The sequence below is a fragment of the Micromonospora sp. NPDC047707 genome, from assembly GCF_040704235.1.
In the GTDB taxonomy this organism is placed as follows: Bacteria; Actinomycetota; Actinomycetes; order Mycobacteriales; family Micromonosporaceae; genus Micromonospora.
Genome location: NZ_JBEYSU010000035.1, coordinates 13,961 through 35,966 on the forward strand (window position 1 = coordinate 13,961; position 22,006 = coordinate 35,966).

At 72.1% G+C, this 22,006-nt stretch carries 22 protein-coding genes; 7 read left to right on the plus strand and 15 right to left on the minus strand.

Translation table 11 applies throughout. From position 1 onward, the window contains the following. Window positions 1–42 precede the first annotated feature (42 nt). The 6 genes from AB0873_RS26715 to AB0873_RS26740 form a co-directional block, all read right to left on the minus strand. On the minus strand, window positions 43–1,050 hold the full coding sequence (locus AB0873_RS26715) for an ABC transporter ATP-binding protein (protein ID WP_366603065.1): 1,008 nt from the start codon (window positions 1,048–1,050) through the stop codon (window positions 43–45). Next, the gene (locus AB0873_RS26720) at window positions 1,047–2,117 is read right to left on the minus strand and encodes an ABC transporter permease (RefSeq protein ID WP_366603067.1); all 1,071 of its coding nucleotides are present in this window, start codon (window positions 2,115–2,117) and stop codon (window positions 1,047–1,049) included. The genes AB0873_RS26715 and AB0873_RS26720 overlap by 4 nt, the downstream gene beginning before the upstream one ends. 3 nt (window positions 2,118–2,120) lie before the next feature. After that, on the minus strand, window positions 2,121–3,098 hold the full coding sequence (locus tag AB0873_RS26725; RefSeq protein WP_366603069.1) for an ABC transporter permease: 978 nt from the start codon (window positions 3,096–3,098) through the stop codon (window positions 2,121–2,123). Then, window positions 3,095–4,156 carry an ABC transporter ATP-binding protein gene (locus AB0873_RS26730; RefSeq protein ID WP_366603071.1) on the minus strand — a complete coding sequence of 354 codons (1,062 nt, stop codon included), beginning with the start codon at window positions 4,154–4,156 and terminating at the stop codon, window positions 3,095–3,097. Before AB0873_RS26730 ends, AB0873_RS26725 begins: the two co-directional genes overlap by 4 nt. A gap of 75 nt (window positions 4,157–4,231) precedes the next feature. After that, on the minus strand, window positions 4,232–5,908 hold the full coding sequence (locus AB0873_RS26735; protein ID WP_366603073.1) for an ABC transporter substrate-binding protein: 1,677 nt from the start codon (window positions 5,906–5,908) through the stop codon (window positions 4,232–4,234). A gap of 94 nt (window positions 5,909–6,002) precedes the next feature. Next, entirely contained in the window at window positions 6,003–7,004 is a 1,002-nt protein-coding gene (locus AB0873_RS26740) for a LacI family DNA-binding transcriptional regulator (protein ID WP_366603075.1), read from the minus strand. A gap of 160 nt (window positions 7,005–7,164) precedes the next feature. Here AB0873_RS26740 and AB0873_RS26745 point away from each other — a divergent pair, with 160 nt between their 5' ends. Both AB0873_RS26745 and AB0873_RS26750 read left to right on the plus strand, forming a co-directional pair. Next, complete coding sequence (locus AB0873_RS26745; protein WP_155331984.1) at window positions 7,165–7,785, plus strand: L-threonylcarbamoyladenylate synthase; 621 nt, start codon at window positions 7,165–7,167, stop codon at window positions 7,783–7,785. Window positions 7,786–7,805: 20 nt separating this feature from the next. Further along, window positions 7,806–8,882 (plus strand): NYN domain-containing protein, encoded by a 1,077-nt coding sequence (locus AB0873_RS26750; RefSeq protein ID WP_366603077.1) that lies wholly within the window; start codon window positions 7,806–7,808, stop codon window positions 8,880–8,882. On the opposite strand, the gene AB0873_RS26755 is transcribed toward AB0873_RS26750, so the two are convergent. Next, entirely contained in the window at window positions 8,877–9,485 is a 609-nt protein-coding gene (locus tag AB0873_RS26755; protein WP_366603078.1) for a hypothetical protein, read from the minus strand. The two genes, AB0873_RS26750 and AB0873_RS26755, sit on opposite strands and share 6 nt — an antisense overlap. Window positions 9,486–9,520: 35 nt before the next feature. Here AB0873_RS26755 and AB0873_RS26760 point away from each other — a divergent pair, with 35 nt between their 5' ends. Continuing rightward, complete coding sequence (locus tag AB0873_RS26760) at window positions 9,521–9,823, plus strand: GNAT family N-acetyltransferase (protein ID WP_155331981.1); 303 nt, start codon at window positions 9,521–9,523, stop codon at window positions 9,821–9,823. A gap of 134 nt (window positions 9,824–9,957) precedes the next feature. Further along, window positions 9,958–10,179 (plus strand): hypothetical protein, encoded by a 222-nt coding sequence (locus tag AB0873_RS26765; RefSeq protein ID WP_366603080.1) that lies wholly within the window; start codon window positions 9,958–9,960, stop codon window positions 10,177–10,179. Between the two features lie 33 nt (window positions 10,180–10,212). On the opposite strand, the gene AB0873_RS26770 is transcribed toward AB0873_RS26765, so the two are convergent. From AB0873_RS26770 to AB0873_RS26785, 4 genes are all read right to left on the minus strand, one after another. Next, on the minus strand, window positions 10,213–10,545 hold the full coding sequence (locus AB0873_RS26770; RefSeq protein ID WP_366603082.1) for a nuclear transport factor 2 family protein: 333 nt from the start codon (window positions 10,543–10,545) through the stop codon (window positions 10,213–10,215). Between the two features lie 56 nt (window positions 10,546–10,601). Then, window positions 10,602–12,206: an ABC-F family ATP-binding cassette domain-containing protein gene (locus AB0873_RS26775; protein ID WP_366603084.1), complete on the minus strand. Its 1,605-nt coding sequence runs from the start codon at window positions 12,204–12,206 to the stop codon at window positions 10,602–10,604. A gap of 239 nt (window positions 12,207–12,445) precedes the next feature. Beyond that, complete coding sequence (locus AB0873_RS26780; protein WP_155331976.1) at window positions 12,446–12,877, minus strand: VOC family protein; 432 nt, start codon at window positions 12,875–12,877, stop codon at window positions 12,446–12,448. A gap of 9 nt (window positions 12,878–12,886) precedes the next feature. After that, the gene (locus AB0873_RS26785) at window positions 12,887–13,348 is read right to left on the minus strand and encodes an AraC family transcriptional regulator (protein ID WP_366603085.1); all 462 of its coding nucleotides are present in this window, start codon (window positions 13,346–13,348) and stop codon (window positions 12,887–12,889) included. A gap of 153 nt (window positions 13,349–13,501) precedes the next feature. Between AB0873_RS26785 and AB0873_RS26790 the strand changes: the two genes are divergently transcribed. Next, window positions 13,502–14,272: an FkbM family methyltransferase gene (locus tag AB0873_RS26790; protein ID WP_366603086.1), complete on the plus strand. Its 771-nt coding sequence runs from the start codon at window positions 13,502–13,504 to the stop codon at window positions 14,270–14,272. Between the two features lie 13 nt (window positions 14,273–14,285). On the opposite strand, the gene AB0873_RS26795 is transcribed toward AB0873_RS26790, so the two are convergent. From AB0873_RS26795 to AB0873_RS26805, 3 genes are all read right to left on the minus strand, one after another. Further along, window positions 14,286–15,518 carry an RNA-guided endonuclease TnpB family protein gene (locus AB0873_RS26795; protein WP_155331973.1) on the minus strand — a complete coding sequence of 411 codons (1,233 nt, stop codon included), beginning with the start codon at window positions 15,516–15,518 and terminating at the stop codon, window positions 14,286–14,288. Window positions 15,519–15,584: 66 nt separating this feature from the next. Next, complete coding sequence (locus AB0873_RS26800; protein WP_366603124.1) at window positions 15,585–17,471, minus strand: ABC transporter ATP-binding protein; 1,887 nt, start codon at window positions 17,469–17,471, stop codon at window positions 15,585–15,587. 217 nt (window positions 17,472–17,688) lie between these two features. Then, the gene (locus tag AB0873_RS26805; RefSeq protein ID WP_366603088.1) at window positions 17,689–18,078 is read right to left on the minus strand and encodes a hypothetical protein; all 390 of its coding nucleotides are present in this window, start codon (window positions 18,076–18,078) and stop codon (window positions 17,689–17,691) included. Between the two features lie 342 nt (window positions 18,079–18,420). Here AB0873_RS26805 and AB0873_RS26810 point away from each other — a divergent pair, with 342 nt between their 5' ends. After that, window positions 18,421–19,101, plus strand: a complete 681-nt coding sequence (locus tag AB0873_RS26810) for a DUF998 domain-containing protein (protein ID WP_366603090.1) — start codon at window positions 18,421–18,423, stop codon at window positions 19,099–19,101. Here AB0873_RS26810 and AB0873_RS26815 read toward each other — a convergent pair. Then, complete coding sequence (locus tag AB0873_RS26815) at window positions 19,095–20,435, minus strand: nicotinate phosphoribosyltransferase (protein WP_366603092.1); 1,341 nt, start codon at window positions 20,433–20,435, stop codon at window positions 19,095–19,097. The genes AB0873_RS26810 and AB0873_RS26815 overlap by 7 nt on opposite strands. A gap of 256 nt (window positions 20,436–20,691) precedes the next feature. On the opposite strand from AB0873_RS26815, the gene AB0873_RS26820 reads away from it, so the two are divergent. Next, window positions 20,692–21,921, plus strand: a complete 1,230-nt coding sequence (locus tag AB0873_RS26820; RefSeq protein ID WP_155331969.1) for a helix-turn-helix domain-containing protein — start codon at window positions 20,692–20,694, stop codon at window positions 21,919–21,921. Window positions 21,922–22,006 lie beyond the last annotated feature (85 nt).

Here is a 22,006-nt window from a genome sequence, read left to right on the forward strand (position 1 = left end):
AGTCGGAATCGGGCGTGCGGGCGTCCGCCGGGCCGGGGTGGCTCACCGGGTCACCGCGCCGGCGGCGGGATGCAGCCAGCAGGCGACGGTGCGTCCCGGGTGGGCGTCGACGGGTGCGCCGAGCACGGGAAGCGCGTTGTCGCACGGGGTGAACGCCCGGGGGCACCGCGGATGGAAGGCGCAACCGGCCGGCATGGCGCGCAGGTCCGGCGGGGAGCCGGGGATGCCGGCGAGCTCGCGCCGCGGCCCGCGCAGCGCGGGGAAGGAGTGCAGCAACCCCTCGGTGTACGGGTGCAGAGCGGCCCGGTACAGCTGCGCCGCCGGTGCCTCCTCGACGATCCGTCCGCCGTACATGATGGCGATCCGGTCGGAGAACTCGACCAGCAGGGACAGGTCGTGGGTGATGAACAGCACCGCGAAGCCGAGCCGCTCGCGCAGGTCGGCGAGCTGCCCGAGGATCTGCCGCTGCATGACGACGTCGAGCGCGGTCGTCGGCTCGTCCATGATGACGATCTGGGGTTCCAGCGCGAGCGCCATACCGATCATGACGCGCTGGCGCATGCCGCCGGAGAGCTGGTGCGGGTAGCTGTCCATCCGGTCGGCCGAGATGCCGACCAGCTTGAGCAGTTCGCGGGCGCGGGCGAGCCGGGCCGGAGCGCTCATGCTCGGCTCGTGCGCCTTGATGACGTCGAGGAGCTGGGTGGAGATCTGGTGGACCGGGTTGAGCGAGTTCATCGCCCCCTGGAACACGATCGACGTCTCCGCCCAGCGGAAGCGGCGCAGTTCGGCGGGGGAGAGCGCCATGATGTCGATGGGTTCGCCGTCGGACGGGTGGTAGCGGACGGATCCGCCGCGGATCACGCCGGGCGGCGGCAGCAGCCGGGTGATCCCGTACGCCAGGGTGGACTTGCCGCTGCCGCTCTCGCCGGCCAGCCCCAGCACCTCGCCGTGGCGCAGGGTGAGGTCGACGTCCCGGACCGCGCGCACGGCCTGGTCGCCGATCCCGTAGTCGACGTTGAGGCCCTTGATCTCCAGGACCGGTCGCGTCATCGAGGACCACCCTTCCGGTCGGTGCTGCTGAGGACGACCGCGTCGACCGGGACGGGCGGTGGGGCCGCCGCCGGCGGGTCGAGTACGGGGGTGAATCCGACCCGCATCTTCACGGTGCGCCCGGACGCGGTGCGGATCCGGGTCCGGCCGCTGCTGCGCAGGCGGGGACTGACGAACTCGTCGATGCCGAAGTTGATCAGAGCGAGCGCGGTGCCCAGCAGCGCGATGGCCAGGCCGGCGGGCACGAACCACCACCACGCCCCCTGCGCGAGGGCCTGCTGGCCCTGCGCCCAGAACAGGATGGTGCCCCAGTTCCACGACGTGATCGACGAGATGCCGATGAACGCCAGGGTGATCTCCGACATCACCGCGAAGATGACGGTGCCGACGAAGCCGGACGCGATGATCGCGGTGAGGTTCGGCAGGACCTCGAAGAGGATGATCCGCCAGGTCCGCTCGCCGGTGGCACGAGCCGCCTCGACGTAGTCGCGGCGGCGCAGCGACAGTGTCTGCGCGCGGAGCACCCGGGCGCCCCACGCCCACGAGGTGAGGCCGATGATGAGCGCGACCAGGGTGTCGCTGGCCCGCTCCACGATCGACGTGATGATGATGATCAGCGGCAGTGCCGGGATCACCAGGAACACGTTGGACAGGGCCGACAGGCCCTCGTCGGCCACCCCGGAGAGGTAGCCGGAGGTCACGCCGATGAGGATGGACAGGAGCGTCGCGACCACGCCGGCGATCAGGCCCACGACGACGACGCTTCGGGTGCCGACCAGGATCTGGCTGAAGATGTCCTGGCCGAGGTGGGTGGTGCCGAACCAGTGCTCCGCCGACGGCGCCTGCAGGACGTCGCTGCTCCGGGCGCTCGGGTCGTACGGCGCCACCCACGGCCCGATGATCGCGAAGAGGCCGTACACGGCCAGGACGACCAGGCCGGTCGCGACCTTGGCGTTGGCGATGAACCGGAGCCGGCGCCGCTTCGCCCGGCCCGGCGCGGCCGACGGCTGGGCCATGGCTCCCTGGCCGGGGATGACCTGCTCGATGCTCGACGGTGAGAATGTCATCGCTCAGCTCTTTCGGGTCCGCGGGTCGAGGAGCAGGTACGCGACGTCGGCGAGCAGGTTCGCGACCAGCACGGAGATCGTGATGATCAGGAAGATCCCCTGCATCAGCGGGTAGTCCTTGGCGCCGACCGCCTGGAAGAGCTGGTACCCGAGCCCCGGGTAGGAGAAGACGATCTCCACCAGCAGGGTGCCGCCGACGATGAACCCGAGCGACAGCGCGAAACCCGAGACGTTGGGCAGCAGCGCGTTGCGGGCCGCGTAGCTGAGCGCCACCCGCCGCTCCGACAGGCCCTTCGCGTGGGCGACGGTGATGTAGTCCTCCGAGGAGACGGTGACCATCATGTTGCGCATGCTGAGGATCCACCCGCTCATCGAGGAGACCAGGATGGTGGCGGCGGGCAGGATGCTGTGCTGGATGGCGCTCGGGATGAAGTACTGGTCGAACGCCGGCACGAGGCCCGGCTCGTAGCCGCCGGAGGACGGGAAGAAGCTCCCCGGCCCGGCGAACAGGGCGATCGCGACGAGGCCCAGCCAGAAGTACGGGATCGAGGAGAGGAACGTGGTGGCCGGCAGCAGGGCGTCGATCCACGAGCCGCGCCGCCAGCCGGCGCCGACACCGAGCGCGGTGCCGAGCAGGAAGCTGACGATCGTGGTGACGCCGACCAGACCGACGGTCCACGGCAGGCTGTCGCCGATCACCGTCGACACCGGCGTCGGGAAGAACGTGAAGGACAGGCCGAGGTCGCCCTGGACGAGCTGCCTCCAGTAGTCGACGTACTGCTCCCAGACGCTGTCGTTGTCGTCCAGGCCGAACAGGACGCGAAGCGATTCGATGGCGTCGGCGCTGATCCGGCCCTGGTTGCGGGAGATGAGGGACTGGACCGGGTCGCCGGGGATCAACCGCGGGATGAAGAAGTTGAGGGTGATGGCCGCCCACGCCGTGAACAGGTAGAAGGCCACGCGCTGCAGCAGGAACCTCATCTGCCGTCCCCCGCCCGGTCGTAGAGCCAGCACGCCGCCCAGTGGCCGGGCCGGTCGCCGATGGTGTGCCGGGGCGGCAGGTCGACGGTGCAGCGGGGCATGACGTGCGGGCACCGGGGGTGGAAGCGGCAGCCGGCGGGTGGGCTGATCAGGCTCGGCGGCTCGCCGTGGCCGCGGTCCGCCCCGCCGACGTCGGCGCCGCCGTCGCCGGTGATCCGGTCGGGGTCCGGCGCCGACCCGATGAGCAGCCGGGTGTACGGGTGGGCCGGGTTCTGGGTGACGGTCTCGCTGTCGCCGCCCTCGACCATGCGGCCGGCGTACATGACGATCGTCTCGTCGGCGAAGTAGCGGGCCGAGGCGATGTCGTGGGTGATGTAGAGGACGGCGAGGTCGAGCCGCTCCTTGAGGTCCCGCAGCAGGTTGAGCACGCCGAGGCGGATGGAGACGTCCAGCATGGACACCGGCTCGTCGGCGAGGAGCACCTCCGGGTCGGCCCCGAGCGCCCGGGCGATCGCGACGCGTTGCCGCTGACCGCCGGAGAGCTCGTGCGGGAACGCGTCCAGGTAGCGCTCGGGCGGTGTGAGGCTGACCCGGTTGAGCAGGTCGGCGAGGGCCTTGTCCAGGTCCTCGGCGGTGCGCCCGGCGTTGCCGTGGATCCGCAGCGACCGGGTGAGGTGGTAGCGGACGGTGTGCACCGGGTTCAGCGACGCGAACGGGTCCTGCAGGATCAGTTGGACGCGCCGCACGTACGCCCGGAACGCGCGACCACCGCGGACCCGGGTCGACGTGCCGTGCAGGCGGAGGTCGCCGGCGGTGCGCGGGTAGAGCTGGGCCAGCAGCCGGGCCACCGTGGACTTGCCGGAGCCGGACTCGCCGACCAGCGCGGTCACCTGGCCCCGGCGCAGCACGAACGAGACGTCGTCGACGGCGTGGACGGCGGCCGTCGAACGGGTGAGGAGGTCACGCAGCCGCCTGCGGACGGGGAAATGCTTGGTCAGGCCGACGGCCTCCAGCACCACCTCGTTGACCGGCGCCTCCGCGCTGTCGCTCGACGTCATGGCGAGTTCCTGTCTGGGGTGGATGTGGGTGCCCCTCCCCGGCCGGCGCTGGCCGGGGAGGGGCACCCGAGGGGATCAGCTGTTGGCGGGCCTGAGGTGCAGGACCACGTCCACCGCGTTGGGCTGGGTGGGCTGCATCGCGCCGTACGGGTTCGAGTCGTCGGGCCACCCGACCCAGTTCTTGGTGCTGTACGCGCCACCGATGTTGTCCGCGCCGACCGGGATCATCGGCATCTGCTCGACGAAGATCTTCTGCAGCGTGTTCATCGCGGTGGTCCGCGCGGCCTCGTCGGTCGCGTTCGCGTACGCCGTCAGGGCCTCGGTCGCCTGCGGGTTGTTGAAGCGGCCGAAGTTGCCCGCCGGGGAGGCGGTGCCGATCGGCTTCAGCACCCGGCCGTCCATGACGGTCCGGTAGATGTCGTACGGCGTGGCGCCGCCCTCGGTCCACCGGACGGTCGCGTCGAAGTTGCCCTGCTCGACGTTGCGGAACCAGGCGTCCTGGTTGGCCTTGTCGATCGTGGCGGCGATGCCGATCTTGGACAGGTTGTCCTTCACGATCTCCAGGCTGGTCTGGTAGTCGGACCAGCCGGCCGGGTCGGTGAGGGTCAGCGTGACGGCCTTGCCGGTCCGGTCCTTGAGGGTGTTGCCCTCCAGCTTGTATCCGGCGCCGGTGAGCAGCGCCTTGGCGCCCTCGACGTCGACCTTGTGCTCCTGGCCCTTGAACTCGGGGGCGATGAACGGGTCACCGGCGGGGCTGGGCAGGCCGGTCACGCTCTTCACCAGCGGGTGGAAGTACGCGGCCTCCGCCGTGGTGAAGATGTCCTCGCGGTCGATGACCATGTTCATCGCGCGCCGCAGCGCCGGGTCGTCGAACGGCTTCTTGATGGTGTTGATGTAGAGGCCGTGGATGCCGAGGATCGCCGGCGCCCACACCTTGTGGTTGGCCGGGTCCTTGTCGACGAAGACGGCCTTGTAGTTGGGGATGAAGACGAAGCTCCACTCCGACTCGCCGTTGGCGAGGGCGGTGGTCTGCGCGCTGTTGTCGGTGTACGACGTGAAGCGCAGCTCCTTGACCTTCGGCGGGTCCTGCCAGTAGCCGCTCTCCCGGACGGTCAGGGTGGTGGTGGCCGGGGTGAACGACTTCAACGTGTACGGGCCGCTGCCGATCGGCTGCTTGACCTGGTCGGTCGTCGGGTCGCTGATCTTCTCCCAGATGTGCTTGGGCACGATCGGCACCCGCCACAGGACCTTCTGCTGGTTGACGAACTGCGGGCTGGAGGTCTTGATCGTGACCTCGTTGCCGCTGGCGGTCGCCTCGGTGTACGGCACGCCCTGGTCGTTCAGCGCCGGGTACTTCTTGACCAGGTTGTACGTGAAGGCGACGTCCTCGGCCGTGACCTTCTGACCGTCCGACCAGGTGGCATCCGTCCGGATGGTGACCTTGACGGAGGTGTAGTCCGCCGACCACTCGGCCTTGGTGGCCAGCCACGGCTTCATCGGGTCGGCCGGCTTCACCGGGTTCCACATCATCAGCGGCTCGTAGATCTGCCACCGGTAGCCCAGCGAGGCGGCGGCCGACGTGGTGAGGAACGGGTTGTTGTTCTCGGCCTGCGGGCCGTTCGGCATGCCGACGTTGAGCACGGTGGCCGCCGGGCCGTTGTTCTTGTTCGCGTTCGGGCTGTCGCCGCAGGCGGCGAGGGCCGTGGCCACCGTGCCGGCCAGCACGATGGCGAGGAGCCGTCGTCTTCTCATGGAGGTCTCCCTCGATGCGGGTGTGGTGGATGGAGGGTGTGCGGTGTTGCCACCGGAGGGCGGGGCCCGCCGGCGTCGTCGGTGCGGGACAGCGTCAGGTGCCGCTGGTCGAGGCGCGCACGGTGAATCCGGTGGGGATGACGATGGGACTGTCGGGCAGCGGGGTGCCGTCGAGGTGGGAGATGAGGGTGCGGGCCGCCGCCTCCCCCATCTCCCGCAACGGCTGGCGTACGGAACTCAGTGGCGGGTGGGTGTGCCCCGCCAGGGGCAGGTCGTCGAAGCCGACGACCGCGACGTCGGCCGGCACCCGTCGGCCCGCGTCCATGAGGGCCTGCAGGGCTCCGGCGGCGGACAGGTCGTTGTGGGCGAAGACCGCGTCGAACGGCACGCCCGCGGCGAGCAGGCGCTGCACCGCCGTCCGGCCGCACTCGAAGGTGAAGTCGCCGTCCACGACGAGATCCGGGTCGATCGGCAACCCGGCCTCGGCGTAGCACTCGGCGAACCCGGCCGACCGCTCCTCCGTGCACCCGAACTGGGGCACGCCGGTGATGACGAGTGGTCGCCGCCGCCCGAGTTCCAGCAGGTGCGCCGCCGCGGCGCGGGCGCCGGCGTGGTTGGTCGTCCGCACCGAGGGGAAGCGCGGCCGGTGGACCCGGTCGTCGATGAGGATGACCGGCAGGCCCTGCTCGTGCAGGGCGGTGATGTGGTCCAACGTGCCCTCCGGCTCCACCACCAGCAGGCCGTCGAACGACTTGGCCGACACCTGGGAGGTGAACCGCCGCATCGACTGGTCGCCCCGGTTGCAGGTGAACAGCAGCAGGGCGTACCCCTCGTCCTCGACCACGTCGACCGCGCCCTGGAGCACCTCGCCCATCCACGGCCAGGTCAGGGCGGGCACGAGCATCCCGACGACCCGGGTCCGGCCGCGGGCCAACCCGACCGCCCGCGCGCTGGGCACGTAGCCGAGGTCCGAGATGACCGCACGGACCCGGTCCGCGGTGCCCTGGTCCACCTCGCCCTTGCCGTTGAGCACCCGGGAGACGGTCGTCTTGCTCACGCCCGCCCGGCTGGCGACGTCGGCGATGGTGATGGGCACGTGACACTCCACGGGGTGTGTGGAACCGGTTCCGGAACCGGTTGCGGAACCGGTTCCGTCGCAGTCAACTGGAGTGACGCCAGTCACGTCAATAAGCACCTGGTAACGAAAAGGAAACCTTCCAGATTCGCCACCGGCCGGCAGCGCCTAGTCTCGGCGCATGGCGCGGTACTACGACGTACACCCGGACAACCCGCAGCCCCGGATCCTGCGGCAGGTGGTCGACCTGATCCGGGACGGCGGCCTGATCGCGTACCCGACCGACTCGTGCTTCGCGCTCGGTTGCCAACTGGGCAACCGCGACGGGCTGGACCGGATCCGCGAGATCCGGCACCTCGACGAACGGCACCACTTCACGCTGGTGTGCCGGGACTTCGCGCAGCTCGGCCAGTTCGTGCACGTCAGCAACTCGGTCTTCCGCCTGGTCAAGGCGTCCACGCCGGGCAGCTACACGTTCATCCTGCCGGCCACCAAGGAGGTGCCGCGCCGGATGCTGCACCCGCGCAAGCGCACGGTCGGTGTCCGCGTACCCGATCACACCGTCACCCAGGCGTTGCTGGCCGAACTCGGCGAGCCGCTGGTGTCGAGCACCCTGGTCCTGCCCGGCGAGGACGAGCCGCTGACCCAGGGCTGGGAGATCAAGGAACGGCTGGACCATCTCCTCGACGCGGTCGTCGACGCCGGCGACTGCGGCAAGGAGCCGACCACGGTGGTCGACCTGTCACAGGACGAGCCGGAGATCCTGCGCCGGGGAGCCGGCGACCCCTCCCGCTTCGAGTGACGGGGCGTAGGCTGGCTGACGTGGATCAAGAGGACCGCATCGCCCTGTTCCTCGACTACGAGAACCTCGCGCTGGGGGTACGCGACCACGGCAACGGCGTGGCCTTCGACTTCCGTCCCATCGCCGACGCCCTCGCCGAGCGGGGGCGGGTGGTGGTGCGCCGCGCGTACGCCGACTGGTCGTTCTTCGACGAGGACCGCCGCATGCTCACCCGGTCCCACGTCGAACTCATCGAGATACCGCAGCGCATGGGCGCGTCCCGCAAGAACGCCGCCGACATCAAGATGTCCGTCGACGCCGTCGAGTTGGCCTTCGAGCGCGAGTACATCTCCACGTTCGTGATCTGCACCGGTGACAGTGACTTCACGCCGCTGGTGCACAAGCTCCGCGAACTCAACAAGCGCGTCATCGGCGTCGGAGTCGAGAAGTCCACCTCCGCCCTGCTGCCCCCCGCTTGCGACGAGTTCCTCTACTACGACCGCCTGGAGGGGGTCGAGATCCCGTCGCCCCGCGTCCGGCGCGGCCGCCCCGCCCGGCTGCCCAGCCCGGAACCGCTACGGGTCGAGCCGGAGCCCGAGCCGCAGCCGGAGGTCGAGGAACCGGCACGGGACGTCGACACGCTGTCGGCCCTCGTGGCGCAGACCGTGGCGGGTCTTCAGGGCAGCTCCGGTGGCGAGGTGACCGCCTCGCGGCTGAAGCGCACCCTGCTCCGGAAGGACCCGACGTTCAGCGAGTCGGACTACGGGTTCCGCACGTTCGGGGAACTGCTGCGGCACCTCGCCGACCGCAACGTGGTGGAGCTGGCCGAGGGCCCGGCCAAGGGCGACCCGGAGGTGTCCCTACCCGAGCACGGCGAACGGGAGGAGGCCTTCGGGCTGGTCCGTTCCGTGGTCCGGGATCTGACCGGCGGCGACGGCAGCGTGCCCCTGTCCGGCCTCAAGAACGCCCTGCGCCGGGCGAAGCCCGACTTCAGCGAGAAGAAGCTCGGCTACCGCAGCTTCCTCCAGTTCTGCCGGGCCGCCGCCACCAGCGGAGCAATCGAGCTGCGGTGGAGCCCCGAAACCGACGACTACCTCCTCACCGCCGCGCAGTCATGACAGACCTTCCGCGGACCGGCTGGCCAGGTCGTAGGCGGCGGGGACGACGCGCCCCCGGGGCGAGATCCGGTACCCGGTGCCGAGGCTCTCGGTCAGGCCGAGCTCCTTCAGCCGCCGCACCTGGCGCTTGAAGGTGTCGGTGGGCCAGCCGAGTTCGACGGCCAGATCAGGCGCCCGGACCGCGGGTCGCCGCAGAATCGCCCGTAGGACGGGCAGCACCCACGGCCCCCGCTGCGCCTGGTCGTCCATGCGCCGGAGCGCGGCCACCACACCCGCGAGTTCCGCCGGTTCCAGTTGGTCCTGCTCGCGCAGCCGGTTCCGGGGATCCGGACCGGCGTGGCGGATACCGATGCGGTAGATGTCGCCGCCGGGCCGGCCGGCGAGGAAGGTCAACAGGCTGTCGCGCGATTCGAACCCGGCCCGCCGCGCGTCCTCGGGGTCGATCTCCTCCGGCTGGACGACACCTACCGAGGTGATCTCGACGAGGCCGATCAGGGTGCGCAGCCGGGTGCCGGGCCGCACTCTCGGTCTGGTCCACCGCCGGAACGCCAGCGTCACGTCGCCTCGTTCCACGGCCTCCAGGGTCGTGGCGGGAAACAGCATGCTGACCTCGATTCGGACCGTGGTTGGATGGCGGGATGCAGTTCACGGTGATCGACGTGCCCGAGCGGGAGCGGTTCGAGGCACGGGACGAGACGGGCGTGACGGCCGGGCTGGTCACCTATCAGCTCACCGGCACCATCATCGCCTACACCCACACCGAGGTTGCTCCGGAGTTCGAGGGCCGGGGGGTCGGATCGACCCTGGCCCGCGCGGTGATGGACGACGCTCGGGCGAAACGGCGGACGGTCGTGCCGATCTGCCCCTTCCTCAGTGAGTGGCTGGGCAAGCACCCGGGGTACGACGACATCGTGGTCCGGTCGACGCGCAAGGTGAAGTAGCCCCGACCCCTGCTGTGACGCACGCGAACGTTGGCGGCCGGAGAGTCCGGGGGCTGGGCGGTCATCCCGCGCCACGCCGCTGATGATGTCCAGATCCCGCCAGACGACCAGCGGAAGCCACGGAAGGCTTCGGGATGCCACCACGCGCAACGGCCGGGACCGGCGCCCCGCCGGTGGCCGAACTCGCCGCCGCCGGCGTCGCCCGGATCAGTCTCGGTTCCGCGATCGTGCAGGCGGCCTACGCGGTCGCCGCCCGCGCGGCGGCCGAACTGCTGTCGACGGGCACGTACCGGTCGGTCGCCGAGACGGTCGCGTACGGCGAAATGAACGCCGCGCTCGCCGCCGGCTCGCGGTGACCCGAACGCCGGTCGGCGTCCTGGACGTCCGCCCTACGGTCGGATGTCCAGGGCGCCGATCAGACCGTCGCGGAGCGTGAACCGGTGCCGCAGCCGGACCGGGCTGCCCGGGAACGTGCCGGTGACCAGCGCCGTCACCACGAAGGTGTCCCCCGCCTCCGCCACGACCTCCTCCGGTACGGCGTCGTAGTCGTACTCGGCCGCGGTCCGCTCACGCCAGGCCCGGATCGCCGCCGGGCCGTCGTGGAGCCCGTCCTCGTCGGCGACGGTCGCGTTGTCGGTGAAACAGGCGACGAAGGCGTCGATGTCGCGTTCGCCGATGACGCGGTAGTAACGGGCGATCACATCGGGAACGGTGGTGGTCATGTGTCTCTCCTCAACTCGCAGTGCGGGAGCACGCCGGTGCGGCGGTGGGCGCCCCGTCAGTCGCCGAGCCGCCCGTCGGCGAGCCGCAGCCACCGGTCCACCCCGATCTCGGCGAGGAACCGCTCGTCGTGGCTGACTACCACGAACGCACCCCGGTACGCCTTGAGGGCGCTCTCGAGTTGCCCGACGCTGACCAGGTCCAGGTTGTTGGTCGGCTCGTCGAGCAGCAGCAGGTGCGGTGCCGGTTGCGCGTACAGCACGCAGGCCAGCGTGGCGCGCAGCAGCTCGCCGCCGGAGAGGGCGCCGACCGGTAGATGGGCCCGGGCGCCGCGGAACAGGAAGCGGGCCAGCAGGGTCATCCGTTCGGCCTGCGGCCGGTCCGGGGCGTACGCGGCGAGGTTCTCCGCGACCGTACGGCCGGGGTCGAGCAGGTCGAGGCGCTGGGACAGGTACGCCACCCGCCCCCCGGCCCGGCGCACCGCACCCGACTCCGGGGTGAGGGAACCCTCGACCAGGCGCAGCAGGGTCGACTTGCCGGCGCCGTTGGGGCCGGTGAGAGCGATGCGCTCGGGTCCCCGGACGGTCAGCTCGACGCCGTCGTCGGCGAAGAGACCCCGGACCTGCATCCGCTCCCCCACGAACAGGGTGCGGCCGGCGGGGACGGTGGTGTCGGGCAGGTCCAGCGTGAGGACGGCGTCGTCGCGGAGGGCGCGGCTGGCCTCGTCGAGGCGGGCCTGGGCCTCGCCGACCCGGTTGGCGTGGGTGTCCTGGGCCCGCCCGGCCGACTCCTGCGCGCTGCGCTTGAGACCGCCGGCGACGATGCGGGGCAGGCCCGCGTTCTTGAGGTTGCGGGCGGCGTTGCTGGCGCGGCGTTCGGCCCGCTCGCGGGCCTGCTGCAGCTCCCGCTTCTCCCGCTTGACCTCCAGCTCGGCGCTGCGGACCGTCCGCTCGGCGGTCGCCCGGGCGGCCTGCGCGGCCTCCTCGTACGCGCTGAAGGTGCCGCCGAAGAACGACACCGACCCCCGGTCGAGCTCGGCGATGCGGTCCATCCGGTCCAGCAGCGCCCGGTCGTGGCTGACCACCAGCAGGCAGCCGGGCCAGTCGTCGAGCGCTGCGTACAGGCGGTGCCGGGCGTCGAGGTCGAGGTTGTTGGTGGGCTCGTCGAGCAGCAGCACGTCGGGCCGCTTCAGCAGTTGCGCGGCGAGGCCGAGGGAGACGACCTGGCCGCCGCTGAGCGTACGCAGGCGCCGGTGGAGCGCGACGTCGGCGAGGCCGAGCCGGTCCAGCTCGTGGCGGGTGCGCTCCTCGACGTCCCAATCGTCGCCGACGGTGGTGAAGTGCTCCTCGGCGGCGTCGCCGGCCTCGATGGCGTGCAGGGCGCGCAGCACGGCGTCGACGCCGAGCACCTCGGCGACGGTCAGCTCACCGTCGAGCGGCAGGGTCTGCGGCAGGTAGCCGAGCACGCCGTCGACGGTGACGGTGCCGCCGGTCGGTGCCAGCTCGCCGGCGATCAGCCGTAGCAGGGTGCTCTTGCCGGCGCCGTTGGGCGCGACGAGGCCGGTGCGGCCGGGCGGCACGGTGACGGACAGGTCCTGGAGGACGGGGGTGTCGTCCGGCCAGGAAAACGACAGGTGGGAACAGACGACGCAGGCGTCGGACATCGGACGGATCCTCGGGGCGAGACGGACGGGCGATGGTCGCCCGGATGACGACGGGGGCGGGCGCTGGCGCGCCCGCGGGTGGGGTCACCCGGAGATGTCGTCGTCCCCGATGAGCATGTCGAACTCCTCGATCCGGTCAGCGCCGTCAACCCTAACAGCGCGGGCGGTGACCGCCCACGCCTTTCCGCCGCGTCGGCCGGCCGGCCCCCGGACGGCCGGCCGGCCGACGCGGGCGACGGTCAGCCGAAGTCGGCGGCCGTGAACTCCTTGCGCTCCACCAGCACCAGCCAGTTGCCGGAGTTGTCCCGGGCCACCGCCTCCACCCCGTACGGGCGCTCGGCCGGCTCCTGGAGGAACTCGACGCCCTTGCTCCGCAGCTCGTCGTAGGTCTTGCGGCAGTCGTCGACGCCCATGCCGAGGCCGAACAGCCCGCCCTCGTCCTGCGCGCGGCGGACCGTCTCGGCCAGTTCCGGCGACAGCGGTGGCCCGGGCAGGGTCAGGTGCACCTCCAGCTCGGGCTGGCTGGGGTGCTTGACGGTGCACCAGCGGTACGAGCCGTCGGCCAGGGTGATGTCGGTGTGCTCCTCGAAGCCGAGGACGTCGATGTAGAACGCCTTGGCGGCGTCGATGTCCTTGACGAAGACGCTGGTGATGGAGACGTGGGTAATCATGGGGCCAGGTTAGGAAGGATCCCCCGGGGGCGGCTTCTCCTCGCTTGCGGACGCGCCGCGCCGTTCCGCCAGCCCCCACATGAAGACGAAGCAGCCCGGGATGTGGGGTGCGCCGGTCCGGGCCCAGCGGCGCTGGAAGTCCCGGGGCGGCTCCCCCACGATCTCCCGGAACCGGCTGCTGAACGAGCCGAGGCTGGCGAAGCCGACCGCGTGGCAGACCTCGGTGACCGTCAGGTTGGTGGCGCGCAGCAGGTCCTGCGCCCGTTCGATGCGCCGCCGGGACAGGTACGCCGTTGGCGACACCCCGTACGTGATCGTGAAGAGGCGCTGGAAGTGGAACCTGCTGAGACCGGCGACCGCCGCCACGGTCGCGAGGTCCACCGGCTCGGTGTAGTGGCGGTCGATGTGGTCACGGGCCCGCCGCAGGTGGACAAGCAGGTCACCCGGGGCGCGGCGGGGCGGTGTACTCATCACCGCCCAGCCTAGGTCCGATCACGCCGCCGGAGCCGGGTGGGCCGGTCGCTCCGCCACACCGCTGACCCGGAGTCGTCACGGCGACACCGTCGGTGGAGCATTCGGGCGAACGGGTGCCCGATCCGGGCGGCCGGACGCTAGGGTCCGCCCGTGCACGTCAACACCGAAATCGTCGAGTCGCTCAAGGCGGATCCCGCCGCCGCCGCGCTCCGCCGGTCGCTCGAGCTCTCCTACGGCGATCCGGCCCGGGCGGCGGCGATGGACCGCTTCTACGCCCAGTTCGTCAGCGCCGGTGACCTGGTCATCGACGTCGGCGCCCACGTGGGCGACCGGACCGGCAGCTTCCGCCGCCTGGGCGCACGGGTGGTCGCGGTGGAGCCGCAGCCACTGTGCGCGCGCGCCATCCGGGCCCTCTACGGCGGGGACGACCAGGTCGTCCTGGTCGAGGCGGCGTGCGGCGCGACCACCGGACTGCTCGAACTCCACGTCAACTCCGCCAACCCCACCGTGTCGACCGCGTCGCCGCAGTTCATCCAGGCGGCGGACGGCGCCGACGGATGGCGGCAGGAGATCTGGGACGCGCGGCTCGACGTGCCGTCCACCACCCTCGACGCCCTCGTCGCGGAGCACGGCGTACCGGCGTTCGTGAAGGTGGACGTGGAGGGCTTCGAGGACGCCGTGCTGGCCGGGCTGACCCGCGTCCTCCCGGCGCTGTCGTTCGAGTTCACCACCATCGAGCGGGCCGTCGCCCGCCGCGCCCTCGACCGCGCCACCGCGCTCGGCTTCACCCGTTTCAACCTCGCCATCGGCGACACCATGGGGCTGGCCGAACCGTCGTGGATGTCCGCGACCGCGATGGCGGCGGTCCTGGGCACCCTTCCCCACGCCGCGAACTCCGGCGACGTGTACTGCCTGCCTTGACGTTCTCCCCGCCCTAAAGGACGGGGATTCCCTCCGCGCTGCGCGCGGAACACGCGGCGCCCGGGTGGATTACCGCTTCCCTGCGCACCGCCGGCACGAGTGCCGGTCTTACGTGCGCTCCACGGTCGTTTAGGCTCTCCGCCCGTCCGGCGGCCAGCACGTTGATGGCGGCGTTGACGTCCCGGTCGTGGGCTGCTCCACAGGGGCAGTCCCACGATCGGACATTTAGCGCAATCTTCTCGTTGATCCGTCCGCAGTCGGAGCACATCCGGGTGGACGGGAAAAACCGATCTACCCGGGCAAAGGTCCGCCCGTACCGAGCGGCCTTGTACTCCAACATTGCGGTGAAGCTGGCCCAACCGGCATCGTGCACCGATGTGGCGAGCCTCGTCCGGCCGAGACCGACTACGCACAGGTCTTCGACGTACACCGCTTGGTTGTCGCGGATGATCGCCGTGGACAGCTTGTGCTGCCAGTCGCGCCGGGTGTCGGTCACCCGGGCATGCGCCCGCGCGACCTTGACGACGGCCTTCTTCCGGTTCTGACTGCCTCGCTGCTTGCGGGACAGGTCCTGCTGCAACCGCTTGAGCTTCCGTGCGGCGCGGCGCAGGAACTTCGGCGCGGCCACCTTCGTGCCGTCCGACAGCACCGCGAAGTGCGTCAAGCCCAGGTCGACGCCGATCTCCGAGTCCACCTCGGGGAGCGGTTCGTCCGTCGTGGTCACCACGAACGAGGCGAAGTACCTCCCGGCCGCGTCCTTCACGAGCGTCACGCTGGATGGGTCGGCCGGCAGCTCGCGGGACCAGCGGACGTCCAGGTCGCCAATCTTCGGCAGCCGGAGCCGACCGTTGTCCAGCACCTTGAACCGGGCGTTGGCGGTGAACCGGATCGCCTGCCGGTTGTCCTTGCGCGACCGAAACCGCGGCGGCGCCACCTTGCGACCCTTGCGCTTGCCGGTGACCGAGGCGAAGAAGTTGCGGTACGCGGTGTTCAGGTCGGCCAACGCCTGCTGCAAGACGACCGCAGAGACCTCGCCCAGCCACGCCCGCTGCGGCGTCGTCTTGGCCTGGGTAATGACCTGCTTGGACAAATCCCCGTCCGAGACGTATGGCAGGCCCTCGGCTCGCGCCTCCTGCCGTACGCGCAGCGCGTCGTTGAACACCACCCGAGCACAGCCGAACGACCGCGCCAGCGCCTCGCGCTGGGCTGCGTCCGGGTACACCCGGTAGTTGTAACGAAGCTGCACGATCGCACCGTACCGTTGGTTTATGGCTGATCTCGAACGGAGCACTGACGCGCACTCTGGTAGCGGTCACGTAGCGGGCTCGGGCTGGGCGGGCACCGGCGGGCGGACGGCGGGCGCCGCGTCGTAGCCGGCGGCCTGGAGGGTGAACAGGTCGGCGTAGCGGCCGTCGGCGGCGATCAGCTCGTCGTGCGTGCCGGACTCGACCAGGGCGCCCTCGTGCAGCACGAAGATGCGGTCGGCGTGGCGGACGTTGGCCAGCCGGTGCGTGATGAGGATCGTCGTCGCCCGACCGTGCCGGTCCCGGATGGCCTGGAAGAGGGCGTCCTCGGCACGCGGGTCGAGGGCCGAGGACGGCTCGTCCATGATCAGCAGGTCGGCGTCGCGGAGGAACCCGCGGGCGGCCGTGATCCGCTGCCACTGCCCACCCGAGAGGTCCTGCCCCTTGGCGAACGTGCGGTCGAGCAGCGTCTCGTACCCGTACGGCAGGCCTTTGATCATCTCGTGGGCGGCCGCGCGGGCGGCGGCGGACTCGATAAGGTCCTGACGCGCCTCGCGGTCGACGTCGCCGACGGCGATGTTGGTGGCGGCGGTGAACGGCCACCTGTGGTACTCCTGCGTGACGACCGCGATGCGCGCGCGGACCGGCGCCAGGTCCCACTCCGCGACGGGGCGGCCGTTCCACTCCACGGCGCCGCCCGTGGGGGTCCGCAGGGTGGCGATCATCGCGGCGAGGGTGGTCTTGCCGGAACCGTTCTCCCCGACGAACGCGACCGTCTGCCCGGCGCGGACGGCGAGGGTGACGCCGTCGACGGCGGACGTGTCCCGCTCCGGGTAGTGCAGGGTCACCCCCCGGACGGCGACCTCGCGCAGCGGGCCCGGGGCCGGTCGCGGCGTGCCGGCCGGGTCCGGCAGGTACCCGGCGGCGCGTGCCATGAAGCCGGTGTAGTCGCCGAAGTGCTGGCCCTCGGTGTAGACGGCGTCGATCTGGAAGGTGACCGTGCTGAGCGACCGTTGCGCGGCCTGGACGGCGATCACGCAGGTCGCCGCCGCGGCGAGCGGGATCTGCCCCTCGATCAGCAGGAGCCCCAGCAGGACGTAGACGACGGCGGTGGCCAGGCCGCCGACCAGCGCGCCGACGGCGGTGGTCGTGGTGACCCGGCGGGCCAGGGCGAGCTGGATACCGGTCTCGGTGTCCATGACCCGGTCGTACTGGTCGAGCAGGAACCGGCGCAGCCCGTACGACCGCAGCTCCGGCGCGGACGCCCGCTCGGCCATCAACCGGTGCAGGATCCACAGGCGACGGCGGCGGACCGAGCCGGCGATGTACGTCCGGTACCGCAGGTGCCCGGCGCGCAGCGCCGCCCACGCGTTGGGCACCGTCGCGACCAGCAGCGCGACGAGCAGCAGCGGGTGGACGACCAGCACCGCGACCGCCACCGCGAGCAGCCCCACCAGGCCGGCGATCAGGTTCATCGAGGACTGCACGAGCGAGATCGCCGAGTCGGTGCCCCGGGTGGCACGCTCCATGTCGTCGGCGAACGCGTCGGCGTCGAACGCGTCCAGCCGTACCGCGGTGGTGACCTCGAAGAGGCCACGCTCGACCTCCCGGTCGACCCGGGGCGTGAGGCCGTTGACCGCGTACCCGGTGGCGATGCCCAGGCCGGCGCGGATCCCGGTCACGGCGGCCAGGACGGCGAGCGCCGGCAGCGCGGCGAGCACCTTGTCCGCGGTCGGGCCGCCGGCGAACAGTTCCACCAGCGCCCGTTGCGTGGCGAGCAGCCCGCCGGCGGCCATCGCGCCGGCCCCGATCGTCGCGACGGCCACCACCGACGTGCGGAGCCGGTCGGCCCGCCAGCTGATCGCCACGGCCTGGGCGACCAGCCGTGGCAGCTCGGCGAACACGGCGAACAGCCCCGCCTCGGCGCGGGCTCGCACGCCGGTCTCCCACCACATCGTGCGCAGCTCCGGCAGCACGGACTCGGGCTGGCTCACGGCGGGACGGTCGCGGGTGGACGATGACACGGGCGCCTCCTCCTCGTGATGGAAACATCACCGATGGTGGCAGGAGGATGCGTCAAACCCGTGCCGGAGGAAGGCGGTTCGCACCGCCTGTCGGATGCCGGTCAGCAGGCGGACAGCGGTGCGCCGGCACTACCCGTGGCAACGTCCGTCACCTGGCCCCCGTGCGGCCGGTCCGCTTGCTTCCGAACGACTCCATGGTGGTCGCCTTCCGCGCCGGCGCCTTCTTCCGCGCCGCCGTCGTCGCCGGCGCCTTCTTCGCCGTGGCCTTCGTCGCGGGCGTCCGCTTCGCCGGCGGCGCCGTCCTCGCCGTGGCCTTCGTCCCGGGCGCCTTCTTCGCGACGGCCTTGGTCGCCTTCCTGGCCACCGCCGCCTTCTCGGTCGGCCGGCGGGTCGGGGCGGCCGTGGCCGAGGTGGCCTTCTTCCGCGCGACGCGGGTCGTGGTCGGGGTCGGCTTCTCACCCGCGGACTTGGCCGCGGTCGCTCCGGTGGCGCGCTTGGTGGCGGTCGCGACCTTCTTGGCCGCCGCCCTCCGACTCATCGGGGCCTTCTTCGCCCCGGTGGCCTTCCTGGCCCCGGTCGGCCTGCTGCCCGCCGGGCTCGCGCTCCTGCCGTCGGCCATCCTCACTCCTCCTCGGCGACTCGCCCGCCACGTCGGCGCCCCGCCGGCAGCCGGGCGCTACGAAACGGCGTCCCACCGACGGTCGCGTCCGCCCGGTCTTCCCGCCGGCCAGGTGGGCAAACGTCACCGGCCGGCATCCCGGGTCCCGTCGGCGGCCCCCGGCCCGGCCCGACGCTCATGGTGCGATTCCGGACGGATTGACACGCACGGTCGTACGGACTGCACTGGTGGTGACGGTGGGCGCCGGCCGCGGATCTGCCGGTGACGCCGCGGGAGACACCGGAGGCGATCATGGACGTCTCGCCTGCCCGACGGCCGCAGGACGCGCAGACGGTACGCCGGCTCCGGCTCGGCATCGGCGTCGTCGGCGTCCTCCTGCCAATCCTGCTGGTCGTCGGCCATTCGCTGGTCAGCGGCCGGTTCGCGCTCCTCAGCTCGCTCAGCGCGTACTACTACACCGAGCTGCGGGACGTCTTCGTCGGCAGTCTGTGCGCGATCGGCGTCTTCCTGATCTCCTACCGGCACCGGAGGCTCGACGACCTGCTCAGCACCGTCGCCGGCGGGCTGGCGATCGCGGTCGCCCTGTTCCCGGCCGCGACGCAGCAACCCGGTTCGGCGATCACCTCGAACGACGTGCTCGTCGGCCGGGTGCACCAGGTCGCCGCCGCGGCGCTCTTCGTCATCCTGGCGATCTTCTGCATCGTGCTGTTCCCCCGCCGCGATCCGCGTGAGGCGCACGGCCGGGTGCGCCGCGGCCTGTACCACGCCTGCGGCGGCCTCATCCTCTGCGCGATCGCGGTCGCCGTGGCGAGCAACGCGCTTCCGGACCCGACCCGGGACGCGCTCCGGCCGCTGTTCTGGTGCGAGGTGGTCGCCGTACTCGCGTTCGGTGTCGCGTGGTTCGCCAAGGGCGAGGCGTTGTTCGGCGCCGGCGGTCAGTAGCTGCCGGCGGCACCGACCCGCGCGGCCACCCGCTCGTGCAGCGCGGCCAGCCCGGGGCTGACCGTGGCGGTGAGCGGCTCCGGCTCCGCCAGCCGCCGCGCCGGCCCGGGAAGCCAGGCCAGGTCGGCGTCGAAGCGGTCCCGCGCGGCACGGACCGCGGCGGCCGGGTCGGCGGCGTCGAGCCGCCGCCCGCCGCGCATGACCGGTACGAGCAGCGGCTCGCGCCCCGGCGGTGGCGGCTCCTCGCGCAGCCCGACGATGTCCCCGGCGGCGCCGGCGCGGTCCCGGAAGACCTGCTTGGCGGCCGGGAGGGTGGCCTTACCCGGCGACAACTTGAGCACCGGCCGGTCGCCGTAGGCGACCAGCTTGTAGGCGCTGTCCAGGGACGGGGCGTCGTAGGAGACCCCCATCTTCGTGCCGACGCCGTACGCGTCGATCGGCGCGCCGGCGGCGACCAGTCCCGCGATGACGTCCTCGTCGAGGCTGCCGCTGGCCACGATCTGCACCTGGGCCAGCCCCGCCGCGTCGAGGATCGCGCGGGCCTCGCGGGCGAGGGCGGCGAGGTCTCCCGAGTCCAGCCGTACGCCGAGCGGCCCGGTCAGGCCCAGCTCCGTGATGACGTCGACGGCGGCCCGCACCCCGGCGGGCGTGTCGTAGGTGTCGACGAGGAAGATCGGGTTGACCGGGAAGTCCGCGGCGAAGGCCCGGAACGCCGCCCGCTCGTCGGGGAACGCCTCGACGTACGAGTGGGCCATCGTGCCGGACGGTCGCAGCCCGTACCGGCGGGCGGCCTCGACGTGGCTGGTCGCGGCGAAGCCGGCGATCGCGGACGCCCGCGCCACGCCGGCACCCGCCTCCACCCCGTGGGTACGGCGGAACGCGAAGTCGACCAGCTGCGCGCCGCCGGCGGCGAGACGGCAGCGGGCCGCCTTGCTGGCCACCGTGGTCTGGAAGGTGACCACGTTCAGCAGGCCCGTCTCGACCAGCTGCGCCTCGGCGATCGGCGCCGTCACCTCGAGCAGCGGCTCGTCGGCGAACACCACCCGCCCCTCCGGCACGGCCCACACGTCACCGGTGAACCGCAGCACCGACAGCGCCGCCAGGGTCGGGGTGTCGAACCCGACGACGTCGCGCAGGTACGCCACGTCGTCGTCGTCGAACGCGAACGTCTCCAGGAACGTCAGCGCCTCGTCGAGCCCGGCGGCGACCAGGAAGCCCCGCCGGTGCGGCAGCCGGCGGGCGAAGAGGCTGAACGTGGCCCGGTCCGTCATGTCCCGGCGCACGTAGCTGGCGGCCATGCGCAGCTCGTACAGGTCGGTCAGCAGCCCGGTCATGTCACCTCCTCGCCCGCCGCCGTGCGGGGCGGCCCGGAACGCGTCACGCCCCCACTGTGGTGGACCCGGCACCGGCGTGTACCGGAAACGCCACATCCACCGGGGCCGGCGGGCTGGCTCACCGGGCGGGCAGGTCCGCCGGGGCGGTGCGTAACGGACGGGCCTGGCCGGGCGCTCTACGCGGGTGTAGACAGAGAACTGATCATGACGGTGTGCCGCGCGCCCCGTCGACGGTGGAGGGCGGGGGGAGGGCCAGGTGCAGGGCGAGCTGCAACGGATCGTCGACGCCGTCGCCGCCCACGCCGGCCGCCCGGCGCTGATCGAGGACCGGCGGCAGCGGGTCGTGGTCTACAGCGAGCAGACCGGGCTGATGGACGAGGTCCGGCGGGCGTCCATCCTCCGCCGGCAGACCACGCCGGAGGTGATCGCCTGGCTCCGCGAGTTCGGCATCGCCGACGCCCGGACGCCGGTGCGTACCCCGGCCCACCCCGGGCTGGACCTGCTGCCCCGCCTCTGCGTGCCGGTGCGCCACGACGACCTGCTCCTCGGCTTCGTCTGGTTCATCGACCCCGACGGCACCATGGCCGACGTCGACCTGGCGGCGACGGGGCTGCTCAAGGAGCTGTCCCTCGCGCTGTACCGGGAGAACCTGCTCGGCGAGCTGGCCGCGCAGAGCGAGACCGAGGCGGCGCGGACGCTGCTCGCCGACAGCCCGGAGACCCGTGACCAGGCGGTCCGGACACTGCTGGAGGCGGGCATGATCGCCGCGGACGGCCCGACCGCCGCGCTCGTCGCCCGGCTCGTCGCGCCCCGGGAACGGCAGCCGGACGAGCGAGCCCGGATCGCGCTGGAGCAGTCGCTGGTGGCCGCCCGGCGGCGGGCCGGCATCCGCGAGGCGCTGCACCTGGTCCGCCACGACCACGGGGTGTTGCTGCTGCCCGCCGAGCCGGCCGCCGGGCGGCCCACGCCGGAGGCCGCGGCCCGGCACCTCGACGACGACCTGCGGCAGGTCACCCGCGCCCTCGGCTCGGTCGAACGGACCGTGGTCGGCGTCGGCCGGACCCGGCCGCGCCTCGTCGACGCGGTCGAGTCGTACGCCGAGGCGCTGCACGCCGCGCGGGTCGGCGCGCGGCTGCCGGCGCTCGGCCGCGTGGTCCCCTGGTCGGGCCTGGGCGTCTACCGGGTGCTGGCCCGGATCGACGAGCACCACCTCGACGTGGCGGACGTCCATCCCGGACTGGCCCGGCTGCTGGACGCTCCGGGCAACCAGGCGCTGCTCGCGACGCTGGAGCGGTACCTGGACCTGGCCGGCAACGCCCATGCCACGGCGGCGCAGCTCCGGCTGCACCGCACGACGCTGTACTACCGGCTGCAACGCATCGAGGAGCTCGCCGGCACCGACCTCAAGGACGGGGGCGAGCGGCTCTGCCTGCACCTGGCGCTGAAGCTGGCGCGGCTGACCGGTCACGACCGGCCGGCGGAGTGAGCCGGCGGATGCGACAGGCGTAGCAACTCGGATCCGAGATCTTCGACAGGTGCCCGATGACCCCGGGTCGGCGGGGTTCGTAGGT

Bases quoted from the DNA above. Each gene is read 5' to 3' on its own strand.
- AB0873_RS26715 (WP_366603065.1), bottom strand. From the start codon at position 1,050: ATGACGCGACCGGTCCTGGAGATCAAGGGCCTCAACGTCGACTACGGG.
- AB0873_RS26720 (WP_366603067.1), bottom strand. From the start codon at position 2,117: ATGACATTCTCACCGTCGAGCATCGAGCAGGTCATCCCCGGCCAGGGA.
- AB0873_RS26725 (WP_366603069.1), bottom strand. From the start codon at position 3,098: ATGAGGTTCCTGCTGCAGCGCGTGGCCTTCTACCTGTTCACGGCGTGG.
- AB0873_RS26730 (WP_366603071.1), bottom strand. From the start codon at position 4,156: ATGACGTCGAGCGACAGCGCGGAGGCGCCGGTCAACGAGGTGGTGCTG.
- AB0873_RS26735 (WP_366603073.1), bottom strand. From the start codon at position 5,908: ATGAGAAGACGACGGCTCCTCGCCATCGTGCTGGCCGGCACGGTGGCC.
- AB0873_RS26745 (WP_155331984.1), top strand. From the start codon at position 7,165: ATGGCGCGGTACTACGACGTACACCCGGACAACCCGCAGCCCCGGATC.
- AB0873_RS26755 (WP_366603078.1), bottom strand. From the start codon at position 9,485: ATGCTGTTTCCCGCCACGACCCTGGAGGCCGTGGAACGAGGCGACGTG.
- AB0873_RS26760 (WP_155331981.1), top strand. From the start codon at position 9,521: ATGCAGTTCACGGTGATCGACGTGCCCGAGCGGGAGCGGTTCGAGGCA.
- AB0873_RS26765 (WP_366603080.1), top strand. From the start codon at position 9,958: ATGCCACCACGCGCAACGGCCGGGACCGGCGCCCCGCCGGTGGCCGAA.
- AB0873_RS26770 (WP_366603082.1), bottom strand. From the start codon at position 10,545: ATGACCACCACCGTTCCCGATGTGATCGCCCGTTACTACCGCGTCATC.
- AB0873_RS26775 (WP_366603084.1), bottom strand. From the start codon at position 12,206: ATGTCCGACGCCTGCGTCGTCTGTTCCCACCTGTCGTTTTCCTGGCCG.
- AB0873_RS26780 (WP_155331976.1), bottom strand. From the start codon at position 12,877: ATGATTACCCACGTCTCCATCACCAGCGTCTTCGTCAAGGACATCGAC.
- AB0873_RS26785 (WP_366603085.1), bottom strand. From the start codon at position 13,348: ATGAGTACACCGCCCCGCCGCGCCCCGGGTGACCTGCTTGTCCACCTG.
- AB0873_RS26800 (WP_366603124.1), bottom strand. From the start codon at position 17,471: ATGTGGTGGGAGACCGGCGTGCGAGCCCGCGCCGAGGCGGGGCTGTTC.
- AB0873_RS26805 (WP_366603088.1), bottom strand. From the start codon at position 18,078: ATGAGTCGGAGGGCGGCGGCCAAGAAGGTCGCGACCGCCACCAAGCGC.
- AB0873_RS26815 (WP_366603092.1), bottom strand. From the start codon at position 20,435: ATGACCGGGCTGCTGACCGACCTGTACGAGCTGCGCATGGCCGCCAGC.